The organism is Bacillus cereus group sp. Bc010 (assembly GCF_027716745.1).
Taxonomy (GTDB): Bacteria; Bacillota; Bacilli; order Bacillales; family Bacillaceae_G; genus Bacillus_A; species Bacillus_A pacificus.
Genome location: NZ_JAQFUY010000048.1, coordinates 1 through 23,862, shown reverse-complemented (window position 1 = coordinate 23,862; position 23,862 = coordinate 1). Strand labels below are relative to the sequence as shown.

Below are 23,862 nucleotides of genomic sequence, written 5' to 3'. Positions count from 1 at the left end.
GCAACACCGAGAAATTAGGCTTTTTTATATTGAATTCCTTAACGTTGTAAATCCGCATTTTCCTGACGCTACCCCTAGATGGGCTGAATTCTTTCTTTCGTGTACATGTTCAAACTTCTTTATATATATTAGAAATTGTGAAACAATTATGTGAAAACATACATTTTGATTTCGTAATTTATGATATATTTGGTGCTGGAGAGTTAGTAAAGGAGTATTTACAAATTCCAGGCATAGTTTCTTCTCCTATATTTTTAATTCCTACTGAATTTTTGGAGACTTTACCTTTTCATCCTAATGCAGCAATACCATTCCGACCTGATGAAATTTCTGAACAGTTGTTATATCAAATGGATCGTGAATTTGGAGTAAAGCCTAAAAATAATCTTCAATTTATGCATAATAAGGGAGATGTTACTCTTGTGTACACAAGTCGTTATTTCCAACCTAATAGCGATTCGTTCGGAGAAAATAACATTTTTATTGGACCAAGTATTTCAAAGCGTAAAATAAATGTTGAATTTCCACTTGAATCGCTTAAAGATAAGAAAGTTATTTATATTTCAATGGGAACACTGCTTGAAGGGATCGAACCATTCTTTAATGCATGTATTGATGCTTTCTCAGATTTTAATGGATTAGTTGTAATGGCAATTGGCGATAGAAATGATCGTTCTAAAATTAAGGAAGCGCCAAACAATTTTGTAATTGCTCCATACGTACCTCAATCAGAAGTATTAAGTGAAGCAGATGTTTTTATTACACATGGCGGTATGAACAGTGTACACGATGCTATTCATTTTAATGTCCCATTTGTCATCATTCCACATGATAAAGACCAGCCAATGATAGCACAAAGATTAACTGAGCTTGAAGCAGCGCATCGGTTATTGAAAGAGAATGTTAATGTGCAAACGTTAAAAGAAGCGGTAACCGATGTTCTTTCAAATGAAAAGTATAAGCATGGAATACGAAAACTGAAAGATAGTTTTTTAGATTGTGGTGGTTCAAATGAAGCAATCACAGTGATTACATCTCTTTTAAATAAATAGTGTGGGTAATATAAAAGCATAGAGGCGCACCTTTATGCTTTTATATGATTATCCCGCAAACTGCACAGCAGTATTTGCATGTAAAAAAGCAGTATCAAAAACAGGAACAGTAAGGTCGTTTTGGGAAATGAGCAACGGTATTTCGGTGCAACCTAGTAGTATACCTTCTGCGCCATTTTGAATTAATGACTTTGTAATTTGTAATAGCTTTTCTTTTGATGTTTCTGAAATAATTCCTTTACTTAATTCATTTAAAATAACATGATGAATAAAATTTCTTTCCTCTTTATTGGGGATGATTGTCTCAATGCTATAATTCGCTAATCGTGATTTATAGAAGTCTTGTTCCATCGTTTGTTTCGTACCCAATAATCCGATACGCTTTATATTCTGTTCTACCATTTCTTTAGCACTTACATCACCTATGTGAAGAAGTGGAATGGATATTGCACTTTCCACTTCTTCAGCAAATAGATGGACCGTATTGGAACACATTAATAAACATTCAGCTCCGGATTTTTCAACCTTCTTTGCAACGGTGACTAATTCGTTTTTCACTTCTTCATATTGGTGATTTTGTAATAAAGTAGTTACTTCACCAAAGTCCATGCTATATAAAACAAGCTTTGCATTTTGATCGTATTGAGAGAGTGTAAGTGTATTAATATGTTTATAGTATAATGATGTAGATTCCCAACTTAGTCCACCAATTAAACCGATTACTTTCATCGTACATTCCTCCCGTAACTATTTTGAATTTATTATTTCACAATTCCGATAATAATACAATGATTTAAATGTACTATTAAACGAAAAATAAAAATAATTAGAAAAGTATTGAAATTTATATTTTTTAATGCCATAATACGAATTACAAATTAATACTTATCCAGAGAGGTGGAGGGAACGGCCCTATGAAACCTCAGCAACCCCTATATATATTTATAGGAAGGTGCTAATTCCGCAGAGAACACGATGTGTTTTTTGGAAGATAAGAGGATTCTTGAACGTGAAAGAAAATGACCTCTTATGTAAGAGGTCATTTTTTGTTGTATAGAAAGGGAGTGTCGATGCATAATTCATTTTCAAAATAAATATAGAGTAATAAAAGTTGACTATTAAGAGAGGAGAATTGTAATGAACAAATTATCAACAAAATTAGTAGTGGCAATCGGAATTGGAGCAGCATTATACGGGATATTAGGACTTTGGGGATTTTCTATTGCACCCAATACATTTATTAAACCTGCGTTAGCTATTTTAACCATTTTTGGTGCGTTATTTGGCCCAGTGGCAGGACTGTTAATAGGACTTATCGGTCATACCGTAACAGATACAATTGCTGGCTGGGGTATTTGGTGGGGCTGGGTTTTTAGTTCCGGCATTATCGGCTTTGCAATGGGGCTCATTCAAAAAAGAGTTGGCTTTAGTGTGAAAAACGGGACATATAATAAAGGAGATATTTCCTATTTAGCTATTACTGGGTTAATTGGTATTGTCATTGCTATTATATTTGCTGGGGCATTCGATATTATCGTGATGGGAGAACCGTTTGATAAAATTGTTATACAAGTATTAGGTGCAACAATTGCTGATGTTATTGTATTTTTAGTTCTTGGATTGCCAATTACAATAGGGTTAGCTAAATCTAATAAAAAACATACACATTTAAAAATTGAAAAGTAGGGATGTTAACATGCAACCAATTATTTCTTTTGAACAATTCAACTTTCAATATAAGCATGCAGCGCAGCCTACTGTTAAAGACGTTACATTTCATATATATCCTGGGGAAAAAGTGCTGATTGCTGGGCGAAGTGGTTCAGGGAAATCGACATTAGCTCATTGTATGAATGGGCTAATCCCATTTTCTTATGAAGGGACTAGTACTGGTACTATTTTAATTGACGGAAAAGACCCGAGGAAAGGAAGTATTTTTGAACAGAGTAAACAGGTTGGAACAATTTTGCAAGATCAAGATGCACAATTTATTGGTCTTACAGTAGAGGAAGATGTAGCTTTTTATTTAGAAAATGAATGCGTAAATGAAGATGATATGAAAAAGATTGTTTCGGAATCATTAAAAAAGGTAAAGATGCATAATTTTCATAAACAAAGTCCACATGAATTATCAGGAGGACAAAAACAAACTGTTTCTTTAGCAGGTCTGTTAACAACAAATGCTCATATATTATTGTTCGATGAACCGTTAGCAAATTTAGATCCAGTTAGTAGCTTACATACAGTAGAACTTATTAAAGATATACATAAACAATATAATAAAACAATTGTAATAATTGAACATCGAATAGAAGAAATGTTAAACCTAGATTTAGATAAAATCATTTTAATTGATGAAGGAGAAATTGTTGCGATAGGCACACCAGAAAAGATTTTAGCATCAAATATATTACCATCTATCGGATTAAGAGAACCTATGTACATAGAAGGCTTAAAGAGATTGCATTTTGATAGTAATAATGACGTAATATACCCACTTGAAAATCTTCAAAGGGAAAGTGTTAGTGGAGTAATAAATGAGTGGATGGAGAAGCAAACTTTTTGTAAAGATACTCCTACAAAAAAAGAATTATTGAAAGTAGAGAATTTGTCATTCTCATATCCTAATAAACAAAAAGTATTAGACAATGTAAATTTCTCTCTATTTAAAGGGGAAATAGTAGCACTCCTAGGACATAATGGAGCTGGAAAATCAACACTAGCTCATAGTCTTATAGGGATAAACAAAACAAAAAATGATAGGATTTTAATTGATGGAGTAAATATCAATTCTTGGTCTATTCGTAAACGCGGTGAGGTTATATCTTATGTGATGCAAAATCCAAATCATATGATTACACAAGCTACTGTAATGGAAGAAATTTCATTTTCATTAAAATTAAAAAAATTTTCGAAGGAAGAAATTAAGCTTAGAGCAGAGGAAACATTAAAAATTTGTGGCCTGTATCCATTTCGAAATTGGCCAATTCAGGCATTAAGTTATGGGCAAAAAAAGAGATTAACGATTGCATCTGTACTAACAACAAATCCAAAACTTATCATATTAGATGAACCGACAGCGGGACAAGATTATTATCATTATAAACAATTTATGACGTTTATTAGAAAACTAGCTGCAAAGGGACTATCCTTTATTTTTATCACACACGATATGAATCTCGCATTAGAATATGCAGACAGAGCAATAGTTCTAAAGGAAGGAGAAGTTATTGCGAATAATACTGCATCTATTGTATTAGGTCATCCAGAAACGTTAAAAAGAGCGAACTTAAAGGAGAGTTCTTTATTTAAACTCGTTAAATTTAGTGGTATTGCAAATCCTGAAAGGTTTATGGAACTTTATTTTGATGATATTAGGAGGGAGGAAGGTGTATAATACATATTTTCATCGCATGGACGGATCAGTGAAATTGTTATTATTTATTTTTTGTATGACACTTACTTTTTTATTTTTTGATTTTCGCATATTGCTATTTGTATTTATGATTGGATGTATCGGATTTCTAGTTGCTAAAATTCCATTTCGTAAAATTTTTATTGTTTTTACTGTTATATTTACATTTAGTTTATTAAATTCTGTTATGATCTTATTTATTACACCAACCCATGGATCTGAATTAACCGGATCATATACTTCATTTGTGTATATTGGATATGCAACAATTACATACGAAACATTATTTTATGCAGCTACACTTTCGTTAAAGTATTTTACGTTATTACCATTTACAATTATTTTTATTTATACGACTGATCCAAGCAAATTTGTGAGTAGCTTAAGTAAATTTCGAATTCATTATAAAATTACTTATGCGATAAATATTGCATTACGTTATATACCTGATATTCAGTCCGAATATAAAGTTATTAAACATGCCCAAGAGGCGAGAGGAGTAGCTTTTGAAAAAGGAGAAGCAAGTTTATGGATCCGCATGCAAAACCGTGTCTTAATTTTCTGGCCTTTAATTATTCATTCTTTAGAGAGAATCGATACAGTTTCAAACGCAATGGATTTAAGAGGGTTTGGAAAGAAGGATACACGTACGTGGTTCTATACAAATAAAGCGAAAAGCGGGGATTTCATTGCTTTATTTATAGGTATTTTTATTTTAATTGCTGCAGTATATTTAAAGTTACATGTATTTCAAAATTTTTGGTATCCGTTTTAAAGCACTCTCAAATGAGTGCTTTTACTTATTTTTATATAGACATGCTCAAAAAAGGGATATTTACATAATGTATAATACGAACCAGTTAAAATGATCAACTACCTATTAGTTTTCAAACCAAAAGGAGGAGAAAATATGAGTTACGGTGGTTCTTGTGGTTTTGGTGGAGGTTTCGCTTTATTTGTTGTTAGATGCGTTTGTATTACATTTCGGAAATGTAATTGTCAAAGTAGTACCTTTATTCATAACGCTTCGGATTTTCAAATTACCTTGCATCGTTTCAATGATCTTAACAGCAACCATTGTGCCTAAACCTGTACCTTTCGTTTTTGTACTAAAATACGGTTCGCCAAAGCGATTTATTTGCTCTTGTGACATACCAATTCCGCTATCTTCAATTCGTATGATAACTTTATTATTACTAATAGAAGAGGAGATATTTAAAGTGCCACCATTAGGCATTGCTTCAATACCATTTTTTATTAAGTTTAAAAAGCATTGCTGAAAGTGCTGTTTATTACCAACTATTGTTGCATTGGAGAAATCTTTCGTAATATGTACCGTATTCATATTACATAAGGGCACTATCATATTAATAACTCTATTTAACTCTTGTTCGACTGAAATATGATCTAATTTTTCTGGAGCAGGTTTGGCAAATGTTAAATAGTCATCAATAATTTCTTGAGCACGATTTAATTCTTCAAGTATATGGTCAATATATTTGTCTCTCGATTCGGGAGTTAGATTGGATGTTTTTAAAAGTTGTGTAAATCCTTTTACGACAGTTAAAGGGTTTCTTACTTCATGTGATATGCTAGCAGCGAGTTGGCTAACAATCTCCATTTTCTCCACTTTAATTAATTTTGATCGCATACATACTGCATCTTTTATAACTTCATTTATATAAACAATAAATAGCATTAGAGTAGTCGGTAATATTATGAAGTAAATAATATACAAATTATTTACTTCAAAATTTGATAAAGTTAACACAATCACAGTTGTAAATATTGCTAGGAAAAAGGTTAAAAACATGGAAAAAGCTACTTTTATTTTTCTATTATATGTATTAAATTTTGCGGATGCGAATGCTGTAATGATAAACATTATTCCGTAAACAATGACAGTTAGCATATTAAATCCATAAAATAAAAATCTTGTAATTAATAAAATTGTAAACAATATGATACCGACAGGGAATCCACCATAGAGTGTACCAATTATGACTGGGATTTGTCTTAAATCATGAATACAACTCTCATCCATATAGATAGGGTATCTCATACATAGAATAAGTGGGATACTCGAACAAAGAGTAATAAGTAGTGTTTTATATTTCTTTAAATAGCGCCCGCTATCGTATATAAAATAAAAAATAAATATACTAATTAGAATGTAAAGAAGATTATTTAATACGTTTTGATTAATATAAACAAAGTTCATAATATATTTGCCTCGTTATTTTGAATTTCCATTTCATATATATTATACATGATTATAGTAGAAACTTTTTGCTTTTAATAATATAAGTTTATATTTTTTCAGTATTAGCCATGTTTAGCCACTCTTCATAAAATGTTTCAACCGATACATATCGTTCCATTCGGTTTTCATTTACAGCACGATACGCTATTTCATATAAATCCCTACTTGCTTCCCATTTTGTAAAGGAGCGATCTTTTCCACCACCTAAAATTGCGAAAGCCATTGCACCCATATTAAATACATTTGTTCTCGCATCAATCATAGCGTTTAGCTCGAATTCTTCAGGAGACATAAAGCGTGAGGAACCCCATAATCTTCCCATTTTATTTACGTATGGTTTTTTAGAATATAAATCAATATCACAAATTTTCGTTTCATTTGTATTAAAATTATACATAATACTACCATCATAAAAATCTATCGCTACATAGTTTTTCTTTTCGACATATGTATGGAAAGAAAAAATGGAATTTAAGGATTGAACTCGTTTTCTAACAGGTAAATGCTTAAATTTATAAAATGGAGAGTTTGGATTTTTATATTTCTCAGGAGGCGGGAAACTCCAGTGCGAATGAAGACATTCGCCATCAAACCAATCGAAAATTAATACATATCCAGATTGAACTGGAAAATGTTCAATTAGTTTTATAAGCGAGTTATGCTTTAATTCCTCGTATAGGGAAACTGAATTTTTTAACCGTTCAATAGCGTCGTTTATTGTTCCTTCGTATGCAATTGTTTGTGCCCCTGCGTATTTAATGAATTTTTTATGGCCATTTTTTTCAACACCAAAACTTATATTACCTGAATCTTGCTGGTCAAAAACTGCAAATACGGTTCCTAATTTCAAGAGCCAATCAAAATTATGATGTTCTTTTAATTGGAATGTTATTTGATTTAACTGAATTTCAACTGGTTTAGCTTCCATAATATACCTCGCATTTATTATAATTAAGTTGTATATTTCAGTATTCGACATATTTTGTAAAAATCCTATGTTAATCACATGAAATTTTATAAATATAATGATGAACACTTATAGGAGTGTGAATAAAGTGGAACAACAAATCGTTATTAAATCATATGAAAAAGAGTGGCATGAAGAGTATTTAAAAGAAAAGGAAAAATTTATTTCTTTATTCGGAGGAGATTGTATTGCTATTGAACATATAGGGAGCACATCTGTACAAGGACTAGGAGCGAAACCTTTAATTGATATGATGATTGGCGTAACAGATTTGCAAATTATCGAAAAGTGAATTGAAGATTTATTAAAAATTGGATATGAGTACGTTCCAAAAGAATCACCTAATTGGCGTTTTTTAGAAAGGGAAAATGGAGAGCGGGCACTCATCATTTACATGTCTATATTTATAATAGTGACGAATGGAAAAACAATCTTTTATTTCGAGACTTTCTAATAAAGCATGAATGGGCACGTAAAGAATATAGAGAACTAAAAGAGAGACTTGCAGCTACATATCCTTTTGATCGAGTTTCATATACAAGTGCAAAAGCGCCGTTTATTCAAAAAATAATAAAGGAAGCTAAACAAATTAAGTGATCTTGAAATTCTCATTTTATTTTAATCTTGTTCTCATGTTCCTTTTTTTTTTATTTGATATTCTGCTGGTTACAGAAACTTTTTAAGAAAGGAGCTTAAATGAAATGGAAAAGCTACTAAAACATAAATCTTTTCATTTATTTGTAAAAATTATAGGCTTTACTATTATTTTTTGTAGTGTAGCATTGTTACTTATTAATGTAATTTACGGCAACGTATTAAATGTAAAAGGGTTAAATAAGAAATTAGGTTCTTTCGGTGAATATGGGACGATTTTAGCTGCATCATTATGGTTTTTACGTCATGTATGGTTATTTTTTAAAAAGAAAAATATAATTGGGGTTAAATTGATAAAAGACTTATATTTGTTCATTAAAAAATTTCACGTATTAATTGGATATACTGTATTAGCTGTATCAATTACTCACGGTGTTTATTTTTTATTAAAAGGAAGTCGACATATACTTATATTTTATAGTGGTATATTCTCCCTTTTTATTTTAATTATACTAGGTGTCATTGGACTTTTCTTACAGAAACATGATAAAAAAATAAACTTGATATTGTATAGAAAAGTACATCAAATTATGGCAATTATATTTGGAGTAGGATTACTGATTCATTTAACTGTATAGGGGGCATTGCTGTTGCAACACATATTAATCATTGAAGATGAAGAAAATTTAGCTGATTTTTTAGAGTTAGAACTAAAGTATGAAGGATATAAAGTCGATATACAGTTTGATGGGCGGAAGGGTTTAGAAGCTGCACTTGAAACAAATTATGACCTTATTCTGCTGGATTTAATGCTACCAGGATTAAATGGAATAGAGGTGTGTCGTAGATTAAGGGCAACTAAAAATACACCAATTATTATGCTAACTGCACGCGATAGTATTATGGATCGCGTGACAGGATTAGATAGCGGAGCCGATGATTATCTTCCGAAACCATTTGCAATTGAAGAGCTGTTGGCACGTATGAGGGTTATATTTAGACGGGAAGAACATATAGAAAACAAGCATGTTTCATCTCTTACGTTCAAAGATTTACAGCTCCAGATTGAATCTCGAACTATTACAAAAGGAAATGAAGAAATCGAACTTACAAATAAAGAATTTGAACTCTTGCTTATGTTTATGAAAAATATTAATAGAGTACTTACCCGTGATGTTTTATTGGATCAAGTATGGGGATATGATGCAATGGTTGAGACGAATATCGTTGATGTATACGTTCGTTATTTACGTAACAAGTTATATAGTGTAGATAAGGAGGAATATATCCAAACGGTCCGCGGTGCTGGATATATAATGAAATGATTAAAAATATTGTGCATCAAATTCGAAATCTACCTATAAAGTGGAAATTAACACTTTGGTCCACTACATTAGTATTTATTTTATTCATTTTATATAGCACTTTGCAGTTTATTGTAATCAATAAGTGGACTATAGATTATGAACAGAAACAAATAAATAGGCAAGTGACAGAAATAGCGGCATATTACCAAGATAAAAGTGATACCCTTTCGATTAAAACGTTTGAAAACAGTAAAGATTTCTTAAATAATATGATTGATAAACATCAAATGATTCGTGTTATCGGCATGGATGGAAAACCAATTGTTACTGTTTCGCGAGATTTTAATGAGACATGGATAAAGCCAAAACAAGTTTTACAAGATGAATTATTTATAAAAAGACATGTAGAAGATCGCATATTAGTTAAACGTATACCAATTCAAACAAAAGAGTTCACTGGCACGATTGAACTTACGAAAAACTTAGAGGCTTTTGATCATTTATTAAAAATTATTTTAGTGGTAATGATTATTGCCGGAATATGTGGATTAATCCTTAGTTTTTTAGGTGGGGTACTAATCACGAAAAAGCTATTATCAAGTATTCAAAATATAACGAATACGATGAAGCGTATTAAGAAAAATGGGCTAAATGAACGGGTTCCAGTACGTGAAAATAATGATGAACTTGCAAAATTATCGTTTCTTTTTAACGAAATGATGGATGAAGTAGAAACTTCCTTTACACAACAGAAGCAGTTTGTAGAAGACGCATCCCATGAACTGAGAACACCACTAACAATTATTCAAGGACACTTGTCTATGTTAAATCGGTGGGGGAAAAATGATCCAGCAGTTTTAGATAAATCGCTTCAATCCAGTTTAAAGGAAGTTGATCGTTTAAATAAGTTAGTTTTAGAATTGCTAGAACTATCAAGAGCTGAATCAGAACAGATGCATCCAATTGCAGCTGATCCAGTCCATGTAAATAGCATATTAAAACAAGTTACACAAAACTTTGCTGTACTTCAAACTGAATTTCAATTTGATATGAAACTGGGTGAAGATTCGGCATATGTCTCAATCCCTTCATCTTACTTAGAACAAATTATTATTATCGTATTGGATAACGCAGTGAAATATACAAAAGAAGTTAATAAATATATTTGTATTGAATCTAGTGTACAATCAGGGAAAGTTAAAATTCGTATCATAGATCGTGGTGCGGGAATACCCGAAGCTGATTTACCATTTGTTCTTAACCGCTTTTATCGTGTGGACAAAGCAAGAAGTCGAAAACAAGGTGGAAACGGTCTAGGTTTGTCTATCGCAAAACGTCTTGTAGAGAAATACAACGGAACTATTCGAATAGAGAGTAAAGAAGGTGAAGGAACAATCGTTACGATTATACTGCCTACCGTTTCACTTTAATACATTGAAAAGAAGGGGTGTTTTTACATTCCTTCTTTTTTATAGTCAAATTACTTTGTTTATTTCGAACTTTCTAGTACATTAGAATTATTAAGGGGGAATAAAAATGAAAGCTATCGTACAACAATATAAAGCAGGATTTGAAGGGGTAGAATATAAAGTATTACCTGAGAGAAACCCTAGCGCTGGGGAAGTGAAAGTAAAATTAAAATCAGCAGGATTAAATCATCGAGATTTATTTATAATGAATAATAGAAAAGAAATGCAAGTCCCATTAGTTCTAGGATCAGATGGTGCAGGTATAATTACAGAGATTGGAGAAAGTGTTTCAAGAACTTTATTACAAAATGAGGTTATTATTAACCCTAGTATTGGATGGGATCATATTGCTGAAATACCCGAGTTACCAGAGGTGTTAGGTGGACCGAAAGATGGAACGTTTGCTGAATGTGTTATTGTGCCAGTAGAAAATGTAGTGGCAAAACCGTCATATCTTTCTTGGGAAGAGTCTGGTGTTTTATCTTTATCGGCACTAACTGCATATAGAGCGCTTTTTACAAAGGGTAGATTAAAGCGTGGCGAACATGTTTTAATTCCGGGGATAGGCGGCGGTGTAGCGACGTTTGCTATGTTATTTGCAAAAGCAATTGGCGCAAAAGTAAGTGTTACTTCAAGGATAGAGAACAAAAGGAAGCTTGCCAAAACATATGGTGCAGACTTTTCCTTCAATAGTTCTGGAAATTGGGAAGAGAGTTTGCGCGGAGAGAAAGTAGATTTAATAATTGATAGTATAGGGCCAGCAACATTCTTAAAATATTTTGATGTATTAAAACAAAATGGGAGAATTGTTAATTTTGGCGCAAGCTCAGGAGATAAAATTGAATTGCCTTTACGAGCGTTATTCTATAATCAAATTGATATTATGGGGACATCTATGGGTAGCCGTGAAGAATTTAATGAGATGATGAAGTTTATAGAGAAATATAAGATTAAACCAATTATGGATAAAGTGTATTCGTTGGAAGAAGCGACTCAAGCGTTAAGACGTATGGAACAAGGCGAACAATTCGGTAATATTGCACTTCGTATGTATTAAAAATATGATTTCTTAACTAGTATATTGAAGTAACTATGTTATGTATTCTACACATAAAAAGCATATGATTCATATTGTTTTAAAGGTTTTTCAGCTTTATACATAATTGGCCGTTATAATTAGTCTTAATATTGTCAAATAAGTGATAGTAAAATGAGAATTTGATGAGAAAAGTTTCAGCCCATTTTCATATTGATGTTGTATACTGTGTAAATCAAGAAAGCTTTTATGCAAGGAGAGAGTATTATGAATTACACAGTATTTCAATGGTTTAATAATTTTGCTGGATCGTCCAAACTATTAGATTCGCTAATGATCGCTATTACAAATAGTGCTGCATATGTAGCGATTTTATTTATGGTTATCTTATGGTTTAACAATGGAAAGAAAATTAATGCAATAAAAAAACAATATACAGTGTTATATACGACACTTTCAGTCATTATCGCATTACTAGTAAATGTTGTGATACATGCGGTATATTACCATCCACGTCCGTTTGTATCACATGATGTACATCAATTAGTACCACATGCAGCGGACTCATCATTTGTTAGTGATCATTCAGTACTTGTATTTTCAATTGCATTTGTATTTTTGCTTAGAGGAGAAAAACTTAAATATGTCGCTCTTATTTGGGCAGTATTAGTCGGTGTTTCACGTATGTACGTAGGTGTTCATTATCCTTTAGATATACTGGGTGCTGCTTTCTTAACATTTATCACAAGTGGCTTAGTAGTGCAAAGTACACGTACGTTTGAGCCGATAGCGAAATTTGTATTTAAAACGTACGCGTTGGTAGCGAAACGTATTCCTTTTTTAGCGAAATATAATCATTTAGCTTAATTTTATAAATAACTATTTGTAGGTTTGTTTGAAAGTTCTCCTTTGGAAATCCAGAGGGGAACTTTTTATTGTGCACAAGATAAGGGCCATAAGTATTAAAAGAGTGACAAAATAATACTGGGTTAGCATTAAAAGTCTTTATGAAATTTGTAATTTATAATAAACCAACCATCTAATGATGGAATATTCTTAAATTTCACGTACCGTAATATAAATAGATAAAAAAAATAGAAACAGAAACAATAACTACTTTCAGACTGTTTTAAGGGAATTAAAAGGAAATGTTCGAAACATATAGTAGTGAAAGTAAAAACTACATATTTGGTAGCACATCTTTGTAGTAATTAATGGTGAAAGAAAGGAGCGAAATATGCATAAACTTCAAACGAATAAAGGCGCGCGGTATTTTATGATTGCTTTTATTGTTTTGTTTCTTATTATGCTTTTACGTTTTTTCTATATTCAAGCAGTAGGAGTCGTGCAAAATGTGAATGTAAAGGATTTAGCAAATGAACAACATAATAAAAATGGTGTTTTGGAAGCGAATCGTGGCACGATTTATGATCAAACTGGAAAAGTGCTCGTTCAAGATTCAACAACGTATCGTGTTGTTGTGAATTTGAAAGGTAATGACAAAGTGAAAAATAAAGATGAAACTGCAGAGCAATTAGCTACTGCGCTTGAAATTGATAAAGAGGACGTATTAAAAAATTTCCATGAGGGGCGTACGCAAGTTGAAATCGGAAAAGTTGGCCGGAATTTGTCTAGGGAAAAGAAAGAACAAATTAAAAAATTGAAAATCCCAGGTGTTTCTTTTATGCCTGAGAAAGCAAGAGTGTATCCAAATGAAGATTTTGCATCTTATATACTTGGTTTTGCTAGACCAGACGATAAAGGAAATACAGAAGGGAAGTTTGGACTTGAAAAAAGTTTAGATAAATATTTACGCTCGACAAATGGGAATATAGAATATGTGGGAGCGCGAGGAGGTATCCCGCTTACAAATGATATAGGAAAAATAGAACCCGCTAAACATGGAAATAACGTATATCTTACGCTTGATAAACAAATTAATAGTTTTTTAGAAGAAGCGATGAATAAGGCGCAAGAGCACTATGATCCTTCTATGTTAGTAGGTATTATAGCGGATCCAAAGACGGGGAAAGTTTTAGCTATGTCTAGTAAACCTAGTTTTAATCCTAATAAAGGGGATATTGAATACTTTTTAAATGATCCAATCGCAAATGCATATGAACCAGGTTCAACGATGAAAGTATTTACGTTAGCTGCTGCAATCAATGAAGGTGTATATAACGGGAAAGAATATTTTCAATCCGGAAAGTATTCAGTAGGTTCAGCGGATATAAAAGATCATAATGGTGGGTTTGGATGGGGATCTATAACATTTGATGAAGGTTTTGAAAGGTCATCAAACGTAGCTTTTTCTATTTTAGAAGATCAGTTATTAAAACCAAATAAATTTAAGCAATATATGAATAAATTTGGTTTCAACCAAAAAACGGGAATAGATTTACCTGGTGAAAGTAAAAATACTTTATTATTAAATACACAAATTCAACAAGTAACAACTTCTTTCGGACAAGGTTCTACAGTAACTCCAATTCAATTAATCCAAGCTGCCACCGCTATAGCAAATGACGGGAAAATGATGCAACCATATATCGTTGACAAAGTTGTAAATCCAACAAACAAGCAAGTTATTATGGAAAATCAACCGAAAGAAGTTGGCAATCCGATAAAAAAAGAGACTGCGGACAAGGTAAGAGACTTAATGGAGCGTGTTATTACGTCTTCAAAAGGTACAGGTACAATGTATAAAGTCGATGGTTACCCAATAGGAGGCAAGACAGGAACAGCCCAAATTCCAAATCCTGAAAATGGACGATATATGGAAGGAAAAGAAAATTATATTTTTTCATTTTTAGGTATGGCTCCAATTGATGACCCAGAGTTAATTATATATTTAGCTATTAAGCAGCCAAAGTTAAAGGGAGATGAATATGGAGCCCAGCCACTCGCTGAAATATTTAAACCAGTTGTGAAAAATAGTCTTGAATATTTAAAGGTGAAACCATATACAGAACAACAAATGGCCGATGCAACGAAAAAATCCCAATTAAAAGTGCAAAACTATGTGAATCAATCAATAGATACGGTAGAGAATAATGTGAAAAAAGAGAAACTCCAACCGATAATTTTAGGAGAAGGAAAAATAAAAAAACAATATCCGCAGTCTGGTGAAGTAATGAGTGAAGGTGATCGTATATTTTTATTAGGAAACAACGCAACAATGCCCAATTTACAAGGTTGGTCAATGCGTGATGTTATGTATTTTTCTAAACTATTAAAATTAGATTTAAAAACTTCAGGTACGGGATATGTAACAAATCAAAGTATTGAAAAAGGACAAGCTATACAAGAAGGCGATGCATTAGAACTAAAATTAGAACCACCGTTACAACCGTTAGCAGAGGCAAATACAAATTAATTCAAGCAATGTGAAGGGTCTATATACAATAGGCTCTTTTTTTTTATAGAGTTTAGTAATTTCACGCACCGTAATTTTTATAAAAAATAATAAATAAAAAACTTAACAGTTACTAAAACAAAAAAACTTACATATATTGAAATTAGAACGATTGTTCAATTTTTTTTGTATGAAATGACGGAAGGAGTCTACATTGAATAAAAGACGATACGATAGCGATTTAGCCAAAGAAATAATAGCAGAGAAGGCGACAGAATTATTTTCCTTAAAAGGATATACAAGAACTTCAATTGATAACATTGCAAAAGCCTCTGGTTATAGTAAAGGACATATATATTACCATTATAAAAATAAAGAAGAATTATTTGTTTATTTAGCTAAAGACAGTATGAGAAATTGGCACGATAAATGGGAAATAGCAGAAAAACAGTATACAAATGCTACTGGGAAATTATATGGGATAGCTAAATTTGTACTTTATAATTACAAAACGCCATTATTAAGAGCAGGACAAGAACTTGCCTCTGATCCGAGCGCGAACCCTTCTACAATTCAACAACTCTATGGTTTAGCTGTTATCCCTTTAAAAACATATCAAAACATTTTGGATGAAGGTATACAAAGTGGTGAATTTTATATAGAAAATGTTGAGGATTCAAGTCTTTTATTAGGTTCATGGCTAGGTGGATTATGTCAATTCATTCATTCATTTGAAACAGAGAAATTAGAAGTTTTATTTAATGAAGCCATTACGATTTTTTTACTCTCTATTTCAAACAAACATGCGTAGCATTACAAGCGAATTAGAACGATTGTTCAAATCTTTACACTCGTCCGTTTTCATTATATGTATTAACAACAGGAGGTTTTTTATATGGATGAACAAAGAGTCGCAATTGTAACTGGCGGAGCTTCTGGTATCGGTAAAGCTTTAGCTATTCAATTAGCAAATAAAGATATATTTGTAATTATCGCAGATATTAATGAAACAAGTGGTCAAGAGCTTGTGAATAATATAAAAAATAATAATCAACTAGCTAGGTTCGAATATTTAGATGTTACTAACGCTGAATCCGTAGAGGAACTTATTATAAAAATAGTTAATGAGTTTGGTAGAATTGATTATATGTTTAATAATGCAGGAATTGCTATGTATGGAGAAGTATTCGATATGTCTTTAGATAATTGGAAACATATTATTGAAATAAATTTATTAGGAGTAATTTACGGGACACAATTGGCTTACCAATTCATGAAAAAACAAGGATTTGGTCATATCATTAATACTGCGTCTGCAACAGGTTTAGGACCTGCTCCACTTTGTACCGCGTACGCAACTACCAAACATGCTATCGTCGGTTTAACCACTTCATTACATTATGAGGCAGAAGAATATGGTGTAAATGTAAGTGTGCTTTGTCCAACTTTTGTAGATACACCCATATTTGAAAAATCAATTGCAATTAATATGAATAAGAGCCAAATTATAAAACAACTAAAAACAAATAAGCCGATTTCAGCAGACAAGTTTGCTGAAATTGCGCTGAAAGCTATTCATAAAAATAAATTAGTTATATGTCCAATGCCGTTAAAAAAAACAATGGATGTACTCTTCACTTTATTTCCTTATCTTCATAAAAAGCTAATGCGTTTCGTATGCCGAATTGGTCGAAAAGCAAAAATGAACCAACTGTAAATATCTGATTATTTTTTATTTACAGTTAAATATAAATGTGATAATATGGAAAAATCAAATGCAGTGAAGAGAAGAGTAAATAAAATGAATTTTTCACAGAGAGCTCCATTTAGCTGAAAAGGAGTAAAAATTCTTTATTGAACCAAGCCTCTGAGCAGCACATCGGAACCTATTATTAGGGGGTGGTGTGACGGGAGCTCCCGTTATAGAGCTATGGTATAAGCATGAATTAGAGTGCAGTACCTGATAAGGTTAATATGGTGACATATTAACAAACTAGGGTGGCACCGCGATGATAAATCTCGTCCCTAAGACTAAAGTCTTGGGGGTGGGATTTTTTTATTGGTTAAAAATAATTTGGAAAGCGGGGCCGAAAATGAAAAACTTACTTAACGATTGGAAATATCCTTTATTATTACTGTCCGGAGTTGGTATTGCAAATTTAGGGGCATGGATTTACTTAATAGCACTAAACGTACTTGTCTATAATATGGGCGGTTCAGCCCTAGCTGTTGCTACTTTATATGTAATTAAACCATTAGCCGCTTTATTAACAAACGCTTGGTCAGGGAGTATGATTGATCGTTTAAATAAACGAAAATTAATGTTTCACCTCGATATATATCGTGCGGTATTTATCGCTATTTTACCTTTACTTCCATCACTTTGGATGGTTTATGTATTCGTATTCTTTATTAGTATGGCTAATGCAATTTACGAGCCAACTGCTATGACATATATGACTAAATTAATTCCAGTTGAGAAAAGACAACGTTTCAACTCATTGCGTAGTTTAATAGGATCTGGTGCATTTTTAATTGGCCCAGCGATAGCGGGAGTATTGTTAATAGCAAGTACACCAGAGTTTGCAATATATATAAATGCTATAGCATTTCTCTTATCAGGAGTAATTACATTGCTATTACCTAATCTTGATAAAAAATCCGATATGCATACATCAAATGACAAGTTATCTTTAGCTGTACTAAAAAAAGATTGGAACATCGTTTTAAATTTTAGTAAAAAATCTTTGTATATCGTTTTTGTGTACTTCTTATTTCAAGGGATGATGGTTTTAGCTACCGCAAATGATTCGCTTGAATTGTCATTTGCTAAAGAAGTTCTATTGTTAACAGATAGTGAATATGGATTTTTAGTTAGTGCCGGCGGGGCTGGAATTATTTTAGGAGCTATAACAAATACAATGTTATCTAAAAAATTAGCGCCGTCATTTTTAATTGGAATAGGATCATTATTCATTGCAATTGGTTATTTAATTTATGCTTTTTCAAATGGGTTCGTAATAGCTGCTATCGGATTTCTTATTTTATCTTTCTCTATGGCATATGCAAATACAGGATATTATACCTTTTATCAAAACAACGTTCCCGTTCACATAATGGGACGGATTGGAAGTATATATGGACTAGTAATTGCCGGCATAACCATTTTGATTACGATTCTATTCGGAGTTGCAACTCAATTTATTTCTATACAACATGTAGTTATTGTAGGATCATTGGTAATGTTACTTATAACTATTATATTGTGTGTGTTTACTTTATTACCTTCAAAATCCAAGGTATATCATGCTGAATCAGTAGATTCCAAATAATTTTTTCTTCCATTTTTCAATTAGTATACATCACTAGAGGATTCTTCCATCTATATATTGAATAATAATTAGGTGGAAGAATCTCTTCTGCATATGACGGTGACAAATATGATTAATGCAAAGGATATAGTCCAGAAAATTATTATATCTAGATTTAGATTGTTCAATTGATTATATGTCTAAAGCAACGAAGTAGGAGTTGAAAAATTAATAAAAATATAGAGGGAGCTTTTAGATTACATGGATATTAAGATTAGAGCATATAAAAAATCTGATGAAACCGGTTGGGTACGTTGCCGTGTGTTATCTTTTTTAGATACAGCATATTACGATAACGTATTTAAAGAGAAAGAAAAATATGAAAATCCTGCAATTGAATTAGTAGCTGTATACGAAAATCAAATTGTGGGTTTAATAGATATTGAATATGAATTAGAAGAACGTACGGTATGTTCAAGAGGGACAGGTCTTGGCGGCATGATTTGGCATATTGCAGTTCATCCGGATTTCCGTAGAATGAAAATTGGTAATCAACTATTAAATGAGGCAGAAAAGTTAGCGAAAGAACTTAACCTAAATCGATTAGAAGCGTGGACTAGGGACAATCTATGGGTACATGGATGGTATGAAAAGAACGGATTTGTAAACGTAGATTCGTATTTACACGTATATAGCGATCATACAGACGAGATAAAAGGTGTAATGAAAAGTAATATTGATCAGTTATATCCGGTTCAAACATTTGCTCATTATACAGGTGAAAATAAAGAAGACATAAGAAAACAATTTAAACGAGTTCATAATTGTTTTTGTTTTGAAAAACATTTTAGTTGACTAGAAAACCTTTATTTTATAAATAACGGTACTAAAGACGTACGGGTAAAAAGTACGTCTTTTTATTTTTTAAAATAATGCTTCAGACTGATGGGAAATCAAATTCCACATCATACAATTGAAAGGAGTTATCGTATTTCAATTATGAAATGAAAAGAAGAGAATATAATTTTTAAAGGCAAACAACTATATAGGAGGACTTTAAATGGATATTGTACTTGTTATTCTTATTATTGTTTTGCTGCAAGGGAAAGAGCGAAAAATCAAAATAAATCGCATTTGGCTTGTTCCAGTTTTGTTGGGCTTTGTAACAATCCAGTCCATTATTCATATGGGACAAATAACTTTGCTGCAAGGACTATTATTTGTTGCAATGCTTGGAATTGGCTTAGGTTTTGGCATTATACGCGGAAAAGTTTTAACATTTCGATTAGATAGTGAAACGGGTCATGTATTACGAAAAGGAAATTGGTTAAGCACAATGATTCTTCTTGTTATTTTAGGTGCGAAAATTGGAATTAAGCAAAGTATGTTTTCAGGTAGTACACATTCCACATTAATGGTTGTAACGAATGCCTTTTTATGTATTACATTAGGTACGGTAATAAGTAGACGATATTATATCTGGAAAAAATATAATGAGTTAATACAAAAAGTGTAAATACATTTATCCCTTGTTTAACAATGCTGTGAACGGTAATACTAAATAACATTGAACTTTTATAACAAGGGATGATCATATGATATTCATTTACACTGATTTCGGCGGAACACATTCAACTGCACTCGCTGCAGCTTATCATTTAAATAAATTGCCAACTGACCGTAAGTTAACGAAAGAAGAAATATTAAATGTAGATTACTTTAATAAATTGAAAACCGAAGATATGGGGAAAATTATTTTTCATGGAATAGATGAAAATGGTAATCCTGTATATACAATTGGGTGCGGGGCATCTAAAGTCGTTGTACCTGCGATGAAGCATTTAGGAGAGATTTTGCAAAAACATTATCAAAGTCATGAAAAGATCGTTTTTTCTAATACATCACCAACTGTACCTTTACCAATGACTTTTGGCGGTCTGTTTTCTAGAAGATTTCATATTGACTTTATTGGTGTACCACTACTCGTATGGGGTGCAAAACTTAGCTGTGATAACATACAAAGACTTGTTAGTTATACGAAAGAAGCAGGTCGCTTGACGAACGATTATGTTGTGATTTTAGATAATGAAACTTTTAAATAATGTATGGGAAAAAGAAAATCGAGCAAATTTCTTGATTTTCTTTTTAATTTGTGAAAAAGACAAGAAATATTCACATTTATCATCTATCTACTATAGCCAAAACAATAAAGTCCTGTTACTATTACAGGGATATTCTCTTTTCATAACATAAATATATAGAAAAATTAGAAAAGAGGAATTGAATTAAGGGAGGAACAACATGAAGCGTGTTGCTTGGATTACTGATAGTACAACTGCGAGTTTTACAACAGAAGGAGATAACTTTGTTATCCCAATTGAAGTTATTATTGATGGTGTGTCGTATAAAGATTGTGAAGAAGGTGTGCGCGAGCGCGTTTATAATGCTTTAAACGAAGGTAAAACTGTCACTACATCACAACCTAACATAGGGGAAATGGTAGAGTTATTTTCGAAATGCAAAGAAGAATATGAAGAGGGATTTGCAGTTGCTATTAGCGGAAAAGTAAGTGGAACCTATCAAAACATGAAGTTAGCTGCAGAAATGGCAGGGTTCCCATTAACGGTATTAGATAGCGAAACAACAAGTTATCCAATGGATGAACTAATTAGAAAAGCGAAATCGTTATACAATGATGGTATGACTTTACAAGATATACACAAAACATTAGTAGATGAAAAAAGAAGACCTTTCCACGTATTCCCGAAAAGTTTAAAGGGTCTTTACGCAAGTGGACGTGTAAAGGGAGTTCAATTTTTACTTGGGAGTTTATTAAGTGTTAACTTAATATTAGAAGTAAAAGGTGGCGAGCTTTTACTTGAAAAGAAAGTTCGCAAAATCCAAAAATGTCGAGAATACATTAAAAATGAACTTGAAAAAGAATTACCAAAAGTACTTCACATGTTCCATGCTAACGATAAACCTGGAGCTGAAGAATGGATTGCAGATATTAGACAAGCATTCCCTGAAATGGATTTCAAACTATACCCATTACCAATTTCATTTGCGGTACATGCAGGTGAAGGTACAATAGCAATTAGTTATTAAGAAGAAAACCCGTGAATGATTCGCGGGTTTTTTTATTTGAAAATGGGGACACACCATGTCTATATTAAGCAAAAGAATTCATTTTATTGTTTCCAGGACTAACCAATCACTCGACTTATTTAAAAATATAAACCTTTTCCTACTGGCTGAACAGTTTCTAGTACAATATCAACCATTTCTTCATTAAGCAGGGTCCTTATAATCCAAGCTGAAAGTTCTTGAGCAGCAAAACAACCCGCAGCAGTTGAAATATTTCCTTCGTTTACGAAACTTTTTTCAATAACCTCTACGCCAAATTCTTTAAGTTGTTCTACTGCGGATGGATATGTAGTTGCTTTTTTGCCAGTTAGCAATTTTTTAGCTCCTAATAGTAGTGAACCAGAACACATAGATCCTATTAATTGTCTTTGAGGATCTACATGAATGCTATTAATATATTCTTGGTTTTTATATAAATCTTGTACACCTTTACCGCTTGCAAATATTACAGCGTCAGCAGAAGGAAGATCAGATATACTTGCTGTCATGGGCATACGTAAGCCAGACATGGATATATGAGTTTTTTCAGTTCCTAAAAGCTGGACATCCCAATCAGAAATACCACCAACTAAACGTACACGATTTAATAAATCCCATGGTAGGAAAACATCAATATCAGTAAAGTTATCGAAACAGACTATTGCAATTTTCATTTTCTAATCCCTCATTCCGTATGTATATCCCCTTATTTAGAATATAAACTCCTCCTTTTTATTTTCTATATTAAGTTATAAATTCCTGTATATCCTATACGTTCTATACGATGGAAATTTAATTAAATAAAAGGATTATACACCTTATAAAATATGTGGTATTCAAATACCCCATACATAACGTAAATAATGTTGTTTCAAAAGTTTAAAGGGTTTTTAAATATAAAAATAGAAATCTGTATAAAAAAATATTTAAATGGTAGGGATATTATGAAAATCGGTAAGTTTGGAGAAGTAAATAACTTAAGTATTGATACAATTAGACATTATATGGATCTTAGTCTCATTATTCCTGAAAAAAAGGGAGGACACTATTTTTTTGATGAGTATTGTCAAACAGATTTAGAACTCATTTTACATTACAAAGATTTAGGATTTAGTTTGAATGAAATTAAAGAACTATTTTTTTATAAAAATTTAGCGAAATCTATGAATTACGAAAAAGATACTTTTTACCAATCTTTATTTAAACTGAAATATGACAAGATGGAACAGGAAATAGAACTTTTAGAGAAGAAACGGGATAAATTAAAGGGAGTGTTACATGATTTATTATTAACAAATGAAACTTCTAATTCAATTATAGGGATAGATTTAAGTGTACTACATTTACTTACATGTTATAAGTGTAGCAAAAAACTAATTCTTCAAGATGGAATTATTACTAACAATCAAATTACTGAGGGGAAGTTAATTTGTGATTGTGGTGAAGAATATATTATTACTTCAGGAATTATAACTGCGGGTAAATTATTTAAAGCAAATGAGCTGACGTCACTTGATGATACTATTTCGGATTATATTCATGAAACGGATACTGCTTTTTTAGAAAATATACAGAAGGGAGGAGAATGGGCGAAAAAGAAACTAATGCAGCTAGATTTAAATAATAAGATACTACTGGATTTAGGATCCGGCCTCGGATTCTTTTTACGGAATAGTTATGAAGAACTACCGGAAGATTGTTTATATATTGCTGTTGATCGAGATTTGAATAAACTTTTATTTTTAAAAGATGTAATTGAAAAAAGAAATCCTAAAAGAAACATTTTATTTATCTGTGCTGATTTCTTAAACATCCCTATTCAAAAAGATTCTGTTGATATTGTAATTGATCAGTCTGGTACAAGTAATTATAGTTTTGAACATGAGGCTTTTGTAATCAACGATTGTAAAATACCCAATAACAACGGTTTTAAATTCCCCAAAAATAACAGATAATCGTTTCGAAAC

At 31.9% G+C, this 23,862-nt stretch carries 20 protein-coding genes, 3 pseudogenes, 1 riboswitch and 1 other annotated feature; of the genes and pseudogenes, 19 read left to right on the top strand and 4 right to left on the bottom strand.

Annotation, left to right across the window (positions count from 1 at the left end; translation table 11 throughout):
• Nucleotides 1–80: 80 nt before the first annotated feature.
• Nucleotides 81–1,052, top strand: a pseudogene (locus PDQ68_RS26540) (nucleotide disphospho-sugar-binding domain-containing protein); the annotation flags it as partial.
• 48 nt (nucleotides 1,053–1,100) lie between these two features.
• On the opposite strand, the gene PDQ68_RS26535 reads toward PDQ68_RS26540, so the two are convergent.
• The gene (locus PDQ68_RS26535) at nucleotides 1,101–1,781 is read right to left on the bottom strand and encodes an aspartate/glutamate racemase family protein (RefSeq protein WP_000864407.1); all 681 of its coding nucleotides are present in this window, start codon (nucleotides 1,779–1,781) and stop codon (nucleotides 1,101–1,103) included.
• Between the two features lie 153 nt (nucleotides 1,782–1,934).
• Nucleotides 1,935–2,050: riboswitch (SAM riboswitch) on the top strand.
• A gap of 139 nt (nucleotides 2,051–2,189) precedes the next feature.
• Here PDQ68_RS26535 and PDQ68_RS26530 point away from each other — a divergent pair.
• Genes PDQ68_RS26530 through PDQ68_RS26520 form a run of 3 tightly spaced genes read left to right on the top strand, consistent with a single transcriptional unit; the run spans nucleotide 2,190 to nucleotide 5,242 of the window.
• Entirely contained in the window at nucleotides 2,190–2,738 is a 549-nt protein-coding gene (locus PDQ68_RS26530) for an ECF-type riboflavin transporter substrate-binding protein (protein ID WP_001038197.1), read from the top strand.
• 10 nt (nucleotides 2,739–2,748) lie between these two features.
• Nucleotides 2,749–4,449, top strand: a complete 1,701-nt coding sequence (locus PDQ68_RS26525) for an ABC transporter ATP-binding protein (protein WP_061182362.1) — start codon at nucleotides 2,749–2,751, stop codon at nucleotides 4,447–4,449.
• A complete protein-coding gene (locus PDQ68_RS26520) occupies nucleotides 4,442–5,242 on the top strand; it encodes an energy-coupling factor transporter transmembrane component T family protein (RefSeq protein ID WP_270787109.1) in 801 nt (266 codons plus the stop codon). Before PDQ68_RS26525 ends, PDQ68_RS26520 begins: the two co-directional genes overlap by 8 nt.
• Before the next feature lie 177 nt (nucleotides 5,243–5,419).
• Here PDQ68_RS26520 and PDQ68_RS26515 read toward each other — a convergent pair whose 3' ends face one another.
• Nucleotides 5,420–6,688 (bottom strand): sensor histidine kinase, encoded by a 1,269-nt coding sequence (locus tag PDQ68_RS26515; protein ID WP_033678423.1) that lies wholly within the window; start codon nucleotides 6,686–6,688, stop codon nucleotides 5,420–5,422.
• Between the two features lie 88 nt (nucleotides 6,689–6,776).
• Nucleotides 6,777–7,658 (bottom strand): protein kinase family protein, encoded by an 882-nt coding sequence (locus PDQ68_RS26510; RefSeq protein WP_000387625.1) that lies wholly within the window; start codon nucleotides 7,656–7,658, stop codon nucleotides 6,777–6,779.
• A gap of 127 nt (nucleotides 7,659–7,785) precedes the next feature.
• Here PDQ68_RS26510 and PDQ68_RS26505 point away from each other — a divergent pair.
• From PDQ68_RS26505 to PDQ68_RS26440, 14 genes and pseudogenes are all read left to right on the top strand, one after another.
• A pseudogene (locus PDQ68_RS26505) lies at nucleotides 7,786–8,294 on the top strand (GrpB family protein).
• Nucleotides 8,295–8,398: 104 nt separating this feature from the next.
• Nucleotides 8,399–8,929: a hypothetical protein gene (locus PDQ68_RS26500; RefSeq protein WP_000413330.1), complete on the top strand. Its 531-nt coding sequence runs from the start codon at nucleotides 8,399–8,401 to the stop codon at nucleotides 8,927–8,929.
• A gap of 12 nt (nucleotides 8,930–8,941) precedes the next feature.
• A complete protein-coding gene (locus tag PDQ68_RS26495) occupies nucleotides 8,942–9,616 on the top strand; it encodes a response regulator transcription factor (protein WP_061182402.1) in 675 nt (224 codons plus the stop codon).
• Nucleotides 9,613–11,028, top strand: a complete 1,416-nt coding sequence (locus PDQ68_RS26490; protein ID WP_000594489.1) for a HAMP domain-containing sensor histidine kinase — start codon at nucleotides 9,613–9,615, stop codon at nucleotides 11,026–11,028. Before PDQ68_RS26495 ends, PDQ68_RS26490 begins: the two co-directional genes overlap by 4 nt.
• 106 nt (nucleotides 11,029–11,134) lie before the next feature.
• Complete coding sequence (locus PDQ68_RS26485) at nucleotides 11,135–12,124, top strand: zinc-binding dehydrogenase (protein ID WP_061182400.1); 990 nt, start codon at nucleotides 11,135–11,137, stop codon at nucleotides 12,122–12,124.
• 246 nt (nucleotides 12,125–12,370) lie between these two features.
• Nucleotides 12,371–12,970: an undecaprenyl-diphosphatase gene (locus tag PDQ68_RS26480; RefSeq protein WP_001110136.1), complete on the top strand. Its 600-nt coding sequence runs from the start codon at nucleotides 12,371–12,373 to the stop codon at nucleotides 12,968–12,970.
• A 370-nt stretch (nucleotides 12,971–13,340) separates the two neighbouring features.
• The gene (locus PDQ68_RS26475; protein ID WP_000549361.1) at nucleotides 13,341–15,479 is read left to right on the top strand and encodes a penicillin-binding protein; all 2,139 of its coding nucleotides are present in this window, start codon (nucleotides 13,341–13,343) and stop codon (nucleotides 15,477–15,479) included.
• Between the two features lie 193 nt (nucleotides 15,480–15,672).
• Nucleotides 15,673–16,269: a TetR/AcrR family transcriptional regulator gene (locus PDQ68_RS26470; RefSeq protein ID WP_061182318.1), complete on the top strand. Its 597-nt coding sequence runs from the start codon at nucleotides 15,673–15,675 to the stop codon at nucleotides 16,267–16,269.
• 84 nt (nucleotides 16,270–16,353) lie between these two features.
• The gene (locus PDQ68_RS26465; RefSeq protein WP_016717598.1) at nucleotides 16,354–17,175 is read left to right on the top strand and encodes an SDR family NAD(P)-dependent oxidoreductase; all 822 of its coding nucleotides are present in this window, start codon (nucleotides 16,354–16,356) and stop codon (nucleotides 17,173–17,175) included.
• A gap of 54 nt (nucleotides 17,176–17,229) precedes the next feature.
• Nucleotides 17,230–17,488, top strand: a binding site (T-box leader).
• Between the two features lie 63 nt (nucleotides 17,489–17,551).
• Complete coding sequence (locus PDQ68_RS26460) at nucleotides 17,552–18,790, top strand: MFS transporter (protein WP_029141126.1); 1,239 nt, start codon at nucleotides 17,552–17,554, stop codon at nucleotides 18,788–18,790.
• A 240-nt stretch (nucleotides 18,791–19,030) separates the two neighbouring features.
• A complete protein-coding gene (locus tag PDQ68_RS26455; RefSeq protein WP_270787104.1) occupies nucleotides 19,031–19,624 on the top strand; it encodes a GNAT family N-acetyltransferase in 594 nt (197 codons plus the stop codon).
• Nucleotides 19,625–19,829: 205 nt separating this feature from the next.
• Nucleotides 19,830–20,285: a DUF1453 family protein gene (locus PDQ68_RS26450; protein WP_016717601.1), complete on the top strand. Its 456-nt coding sequence runs from the start codon at nucleotides 19,830–19,832 to the stop codon at nucleotides 20,283–20,285.
• A gap of 79 nt (nucleotides 20,286–20,364) precedes the next feature.
• Nucleotides 20,365–20,871, top strand: a complete 507-nt coding sequence (locus tag PDQ68_RS26445) for a DUF3189 family protein (protein ID WP_016717602.1) — start codon at nucleotides 20,365–20,367, stop codon at nucleotides 20,869–20,871.
• A gap of 199 nt (nucleotides 20,872–21,070) precedes the next feature.
• Entirely contained in the window at nucleotides 21,071–21,877 is an 807-nt protein-coding gene (locus PDQ68_RS26440) for a DegV family protein (protein ID WP_000831949.1), read from the top strand.
• Nucleotides 21,878–21,996: 119 nt separating this feature from the next.
• Here the strand turns inward: PDQ68_RS26440 and PDQ68_RS26435 are convergent, their stop codons facing one another.
• Nucleotides 21,997–22,569 carry a DJ-1/PfpI family protein gene (locus PDQ68_RS26435; protein WP_061182323.1) on the bottom strand — a complete coding sequence of 191 codons (573 nt, stop codon included), beginning with the start codon at nucleotides 22,567–22,569 and terminating at the stop codon, nucleotides 21,997–21,999.
• Between the two features lie 270 nt (nucleotides 22,570–22,839).
• On the opposite strand from PDQ68_RS26435, the pseudogene PDQ68_RS26430 reads away from it, so the two are divergent.
• Nucleotides 22,840–23,799: pseudogene (locus tag PDQ68_RS26430) on the top strand (methyltransferase domain-containing protein); the annotation flags it as partial.
• Nucleotides 23,800–23,862: the final 63 nt, after the last annotated feature.

Coding starts and splice junctions, on each gene's coding strand:
- PDQ68_RS26460 (WP_029141126.1), top strand. CDS start 17,552: ATGAAAAACTTACTTAACGATTGGAAATATCCTTTATTATTACTGTCC.
- PDQ68_RS26465 (WP_016717598.1), top strand. CDS start 16,354: ATGGATGAACAAAGAGTCGCAATTGTAACTGGCGGAGCTTCTGGTATC.
- PDQ68_RS26455 (WP_270787104.1), top strand. CDS start 19,031: ATGGATATTAAGATTAGAGCATATAAAAAATCTGATGAAACCGGTTGG.
- PDQ68_RS26490 (WP_000594489.1), top strand. CDS start 9,613: ATGATTAAAAATATTGTGCATCAAATTCGAAATCTACCTATAAAGTGG.
- PDQ68_RS26475 (WP_000549361.1), top strand. CDS start 13,341: ATGCATAAACTTCAAACGAATAAAGGCGCGCGGTATTTTATGATTGCT.
- PDQ68_RS26525 (WP_061182362.1), top strand. CDS start 2,749: ATGCAACCAATTATTTCTTTTGAACAATTCAACTTTCAATATAAGCAT.
- PDQ68_RS26530 (WP_001038197.1), top strand. CDS start 2,190: ATGAACAAATTATCAACAAAATTAGTAGTGGCAATCGGAATTGGAGCA.
- PDQ68_RS26515 (WP_033678423.1), bottom strand. CDS start 6,688: ATGAACTTTGTTTATATTAATCAAAACGTATTAAATAATCTTCTTTAC.
- PDQ68_RS26450 (WP_016717601.1), top strand. CDS start 19,830: ATGGATATTGTACTTGTTATTCTTATTATTGTTTTGCTGCAAGGGAAA.
- PDQ68_RS26485 (WP_061182400.1), top strand. CDS start 11,135: ATGAAAGCTATCGTACAACAATATAAAGCAGGATTTGAAGGGGTAGAA.
- PDQ68_RS26445 (WP_016717602.1), top strand. CDS start 20,365: ATGATATTCATTTACACTGATTTCGGCGGAACACATTCAACTGCACTC.
- PDQ68_RS26440 (WP_000831949.1), top strand. CDS start 21,071: ATGAAGCGTGTTGCTTGGATTACTGATAGTACAACTGCGAGTTTTACA.
- PDQ68_RS26480 (WP_001110136.1), top strand. CDS start 12,371: ATGAATTACACAGTATTTCAATGGTTTAATAATTTTGCTGGATCGTCC.
- PDQ68_RS26435 (WP_061182323.1), bottom strand. CDS start 22,569: ATGAAAATTGCAATAGTCTGTTTCGATAACTTTACTGATATTGATGTT.
- PDQ68_RS26500 (WP_000413330.1), top strand. CDS start 8,399: ATGGAAAAGCTACTAAAACATAAATCTTTTCATTTATTTGTAAAAATT.
- PDQ68_RS26510 (WP_000387625.1), bottom strand. CDS start 7,658: ATGGAAGCTAAACCAGTTGAAATTCAGTTAAATCAAATAACATTCCAA.
- PDQ68_RS26535 (WP_000864407.1), bottom strand. CDS start 1,781: ATGAAAGTAATCGGTTTAATTGGTGGACTAAGTTGGGAATCTACATCA.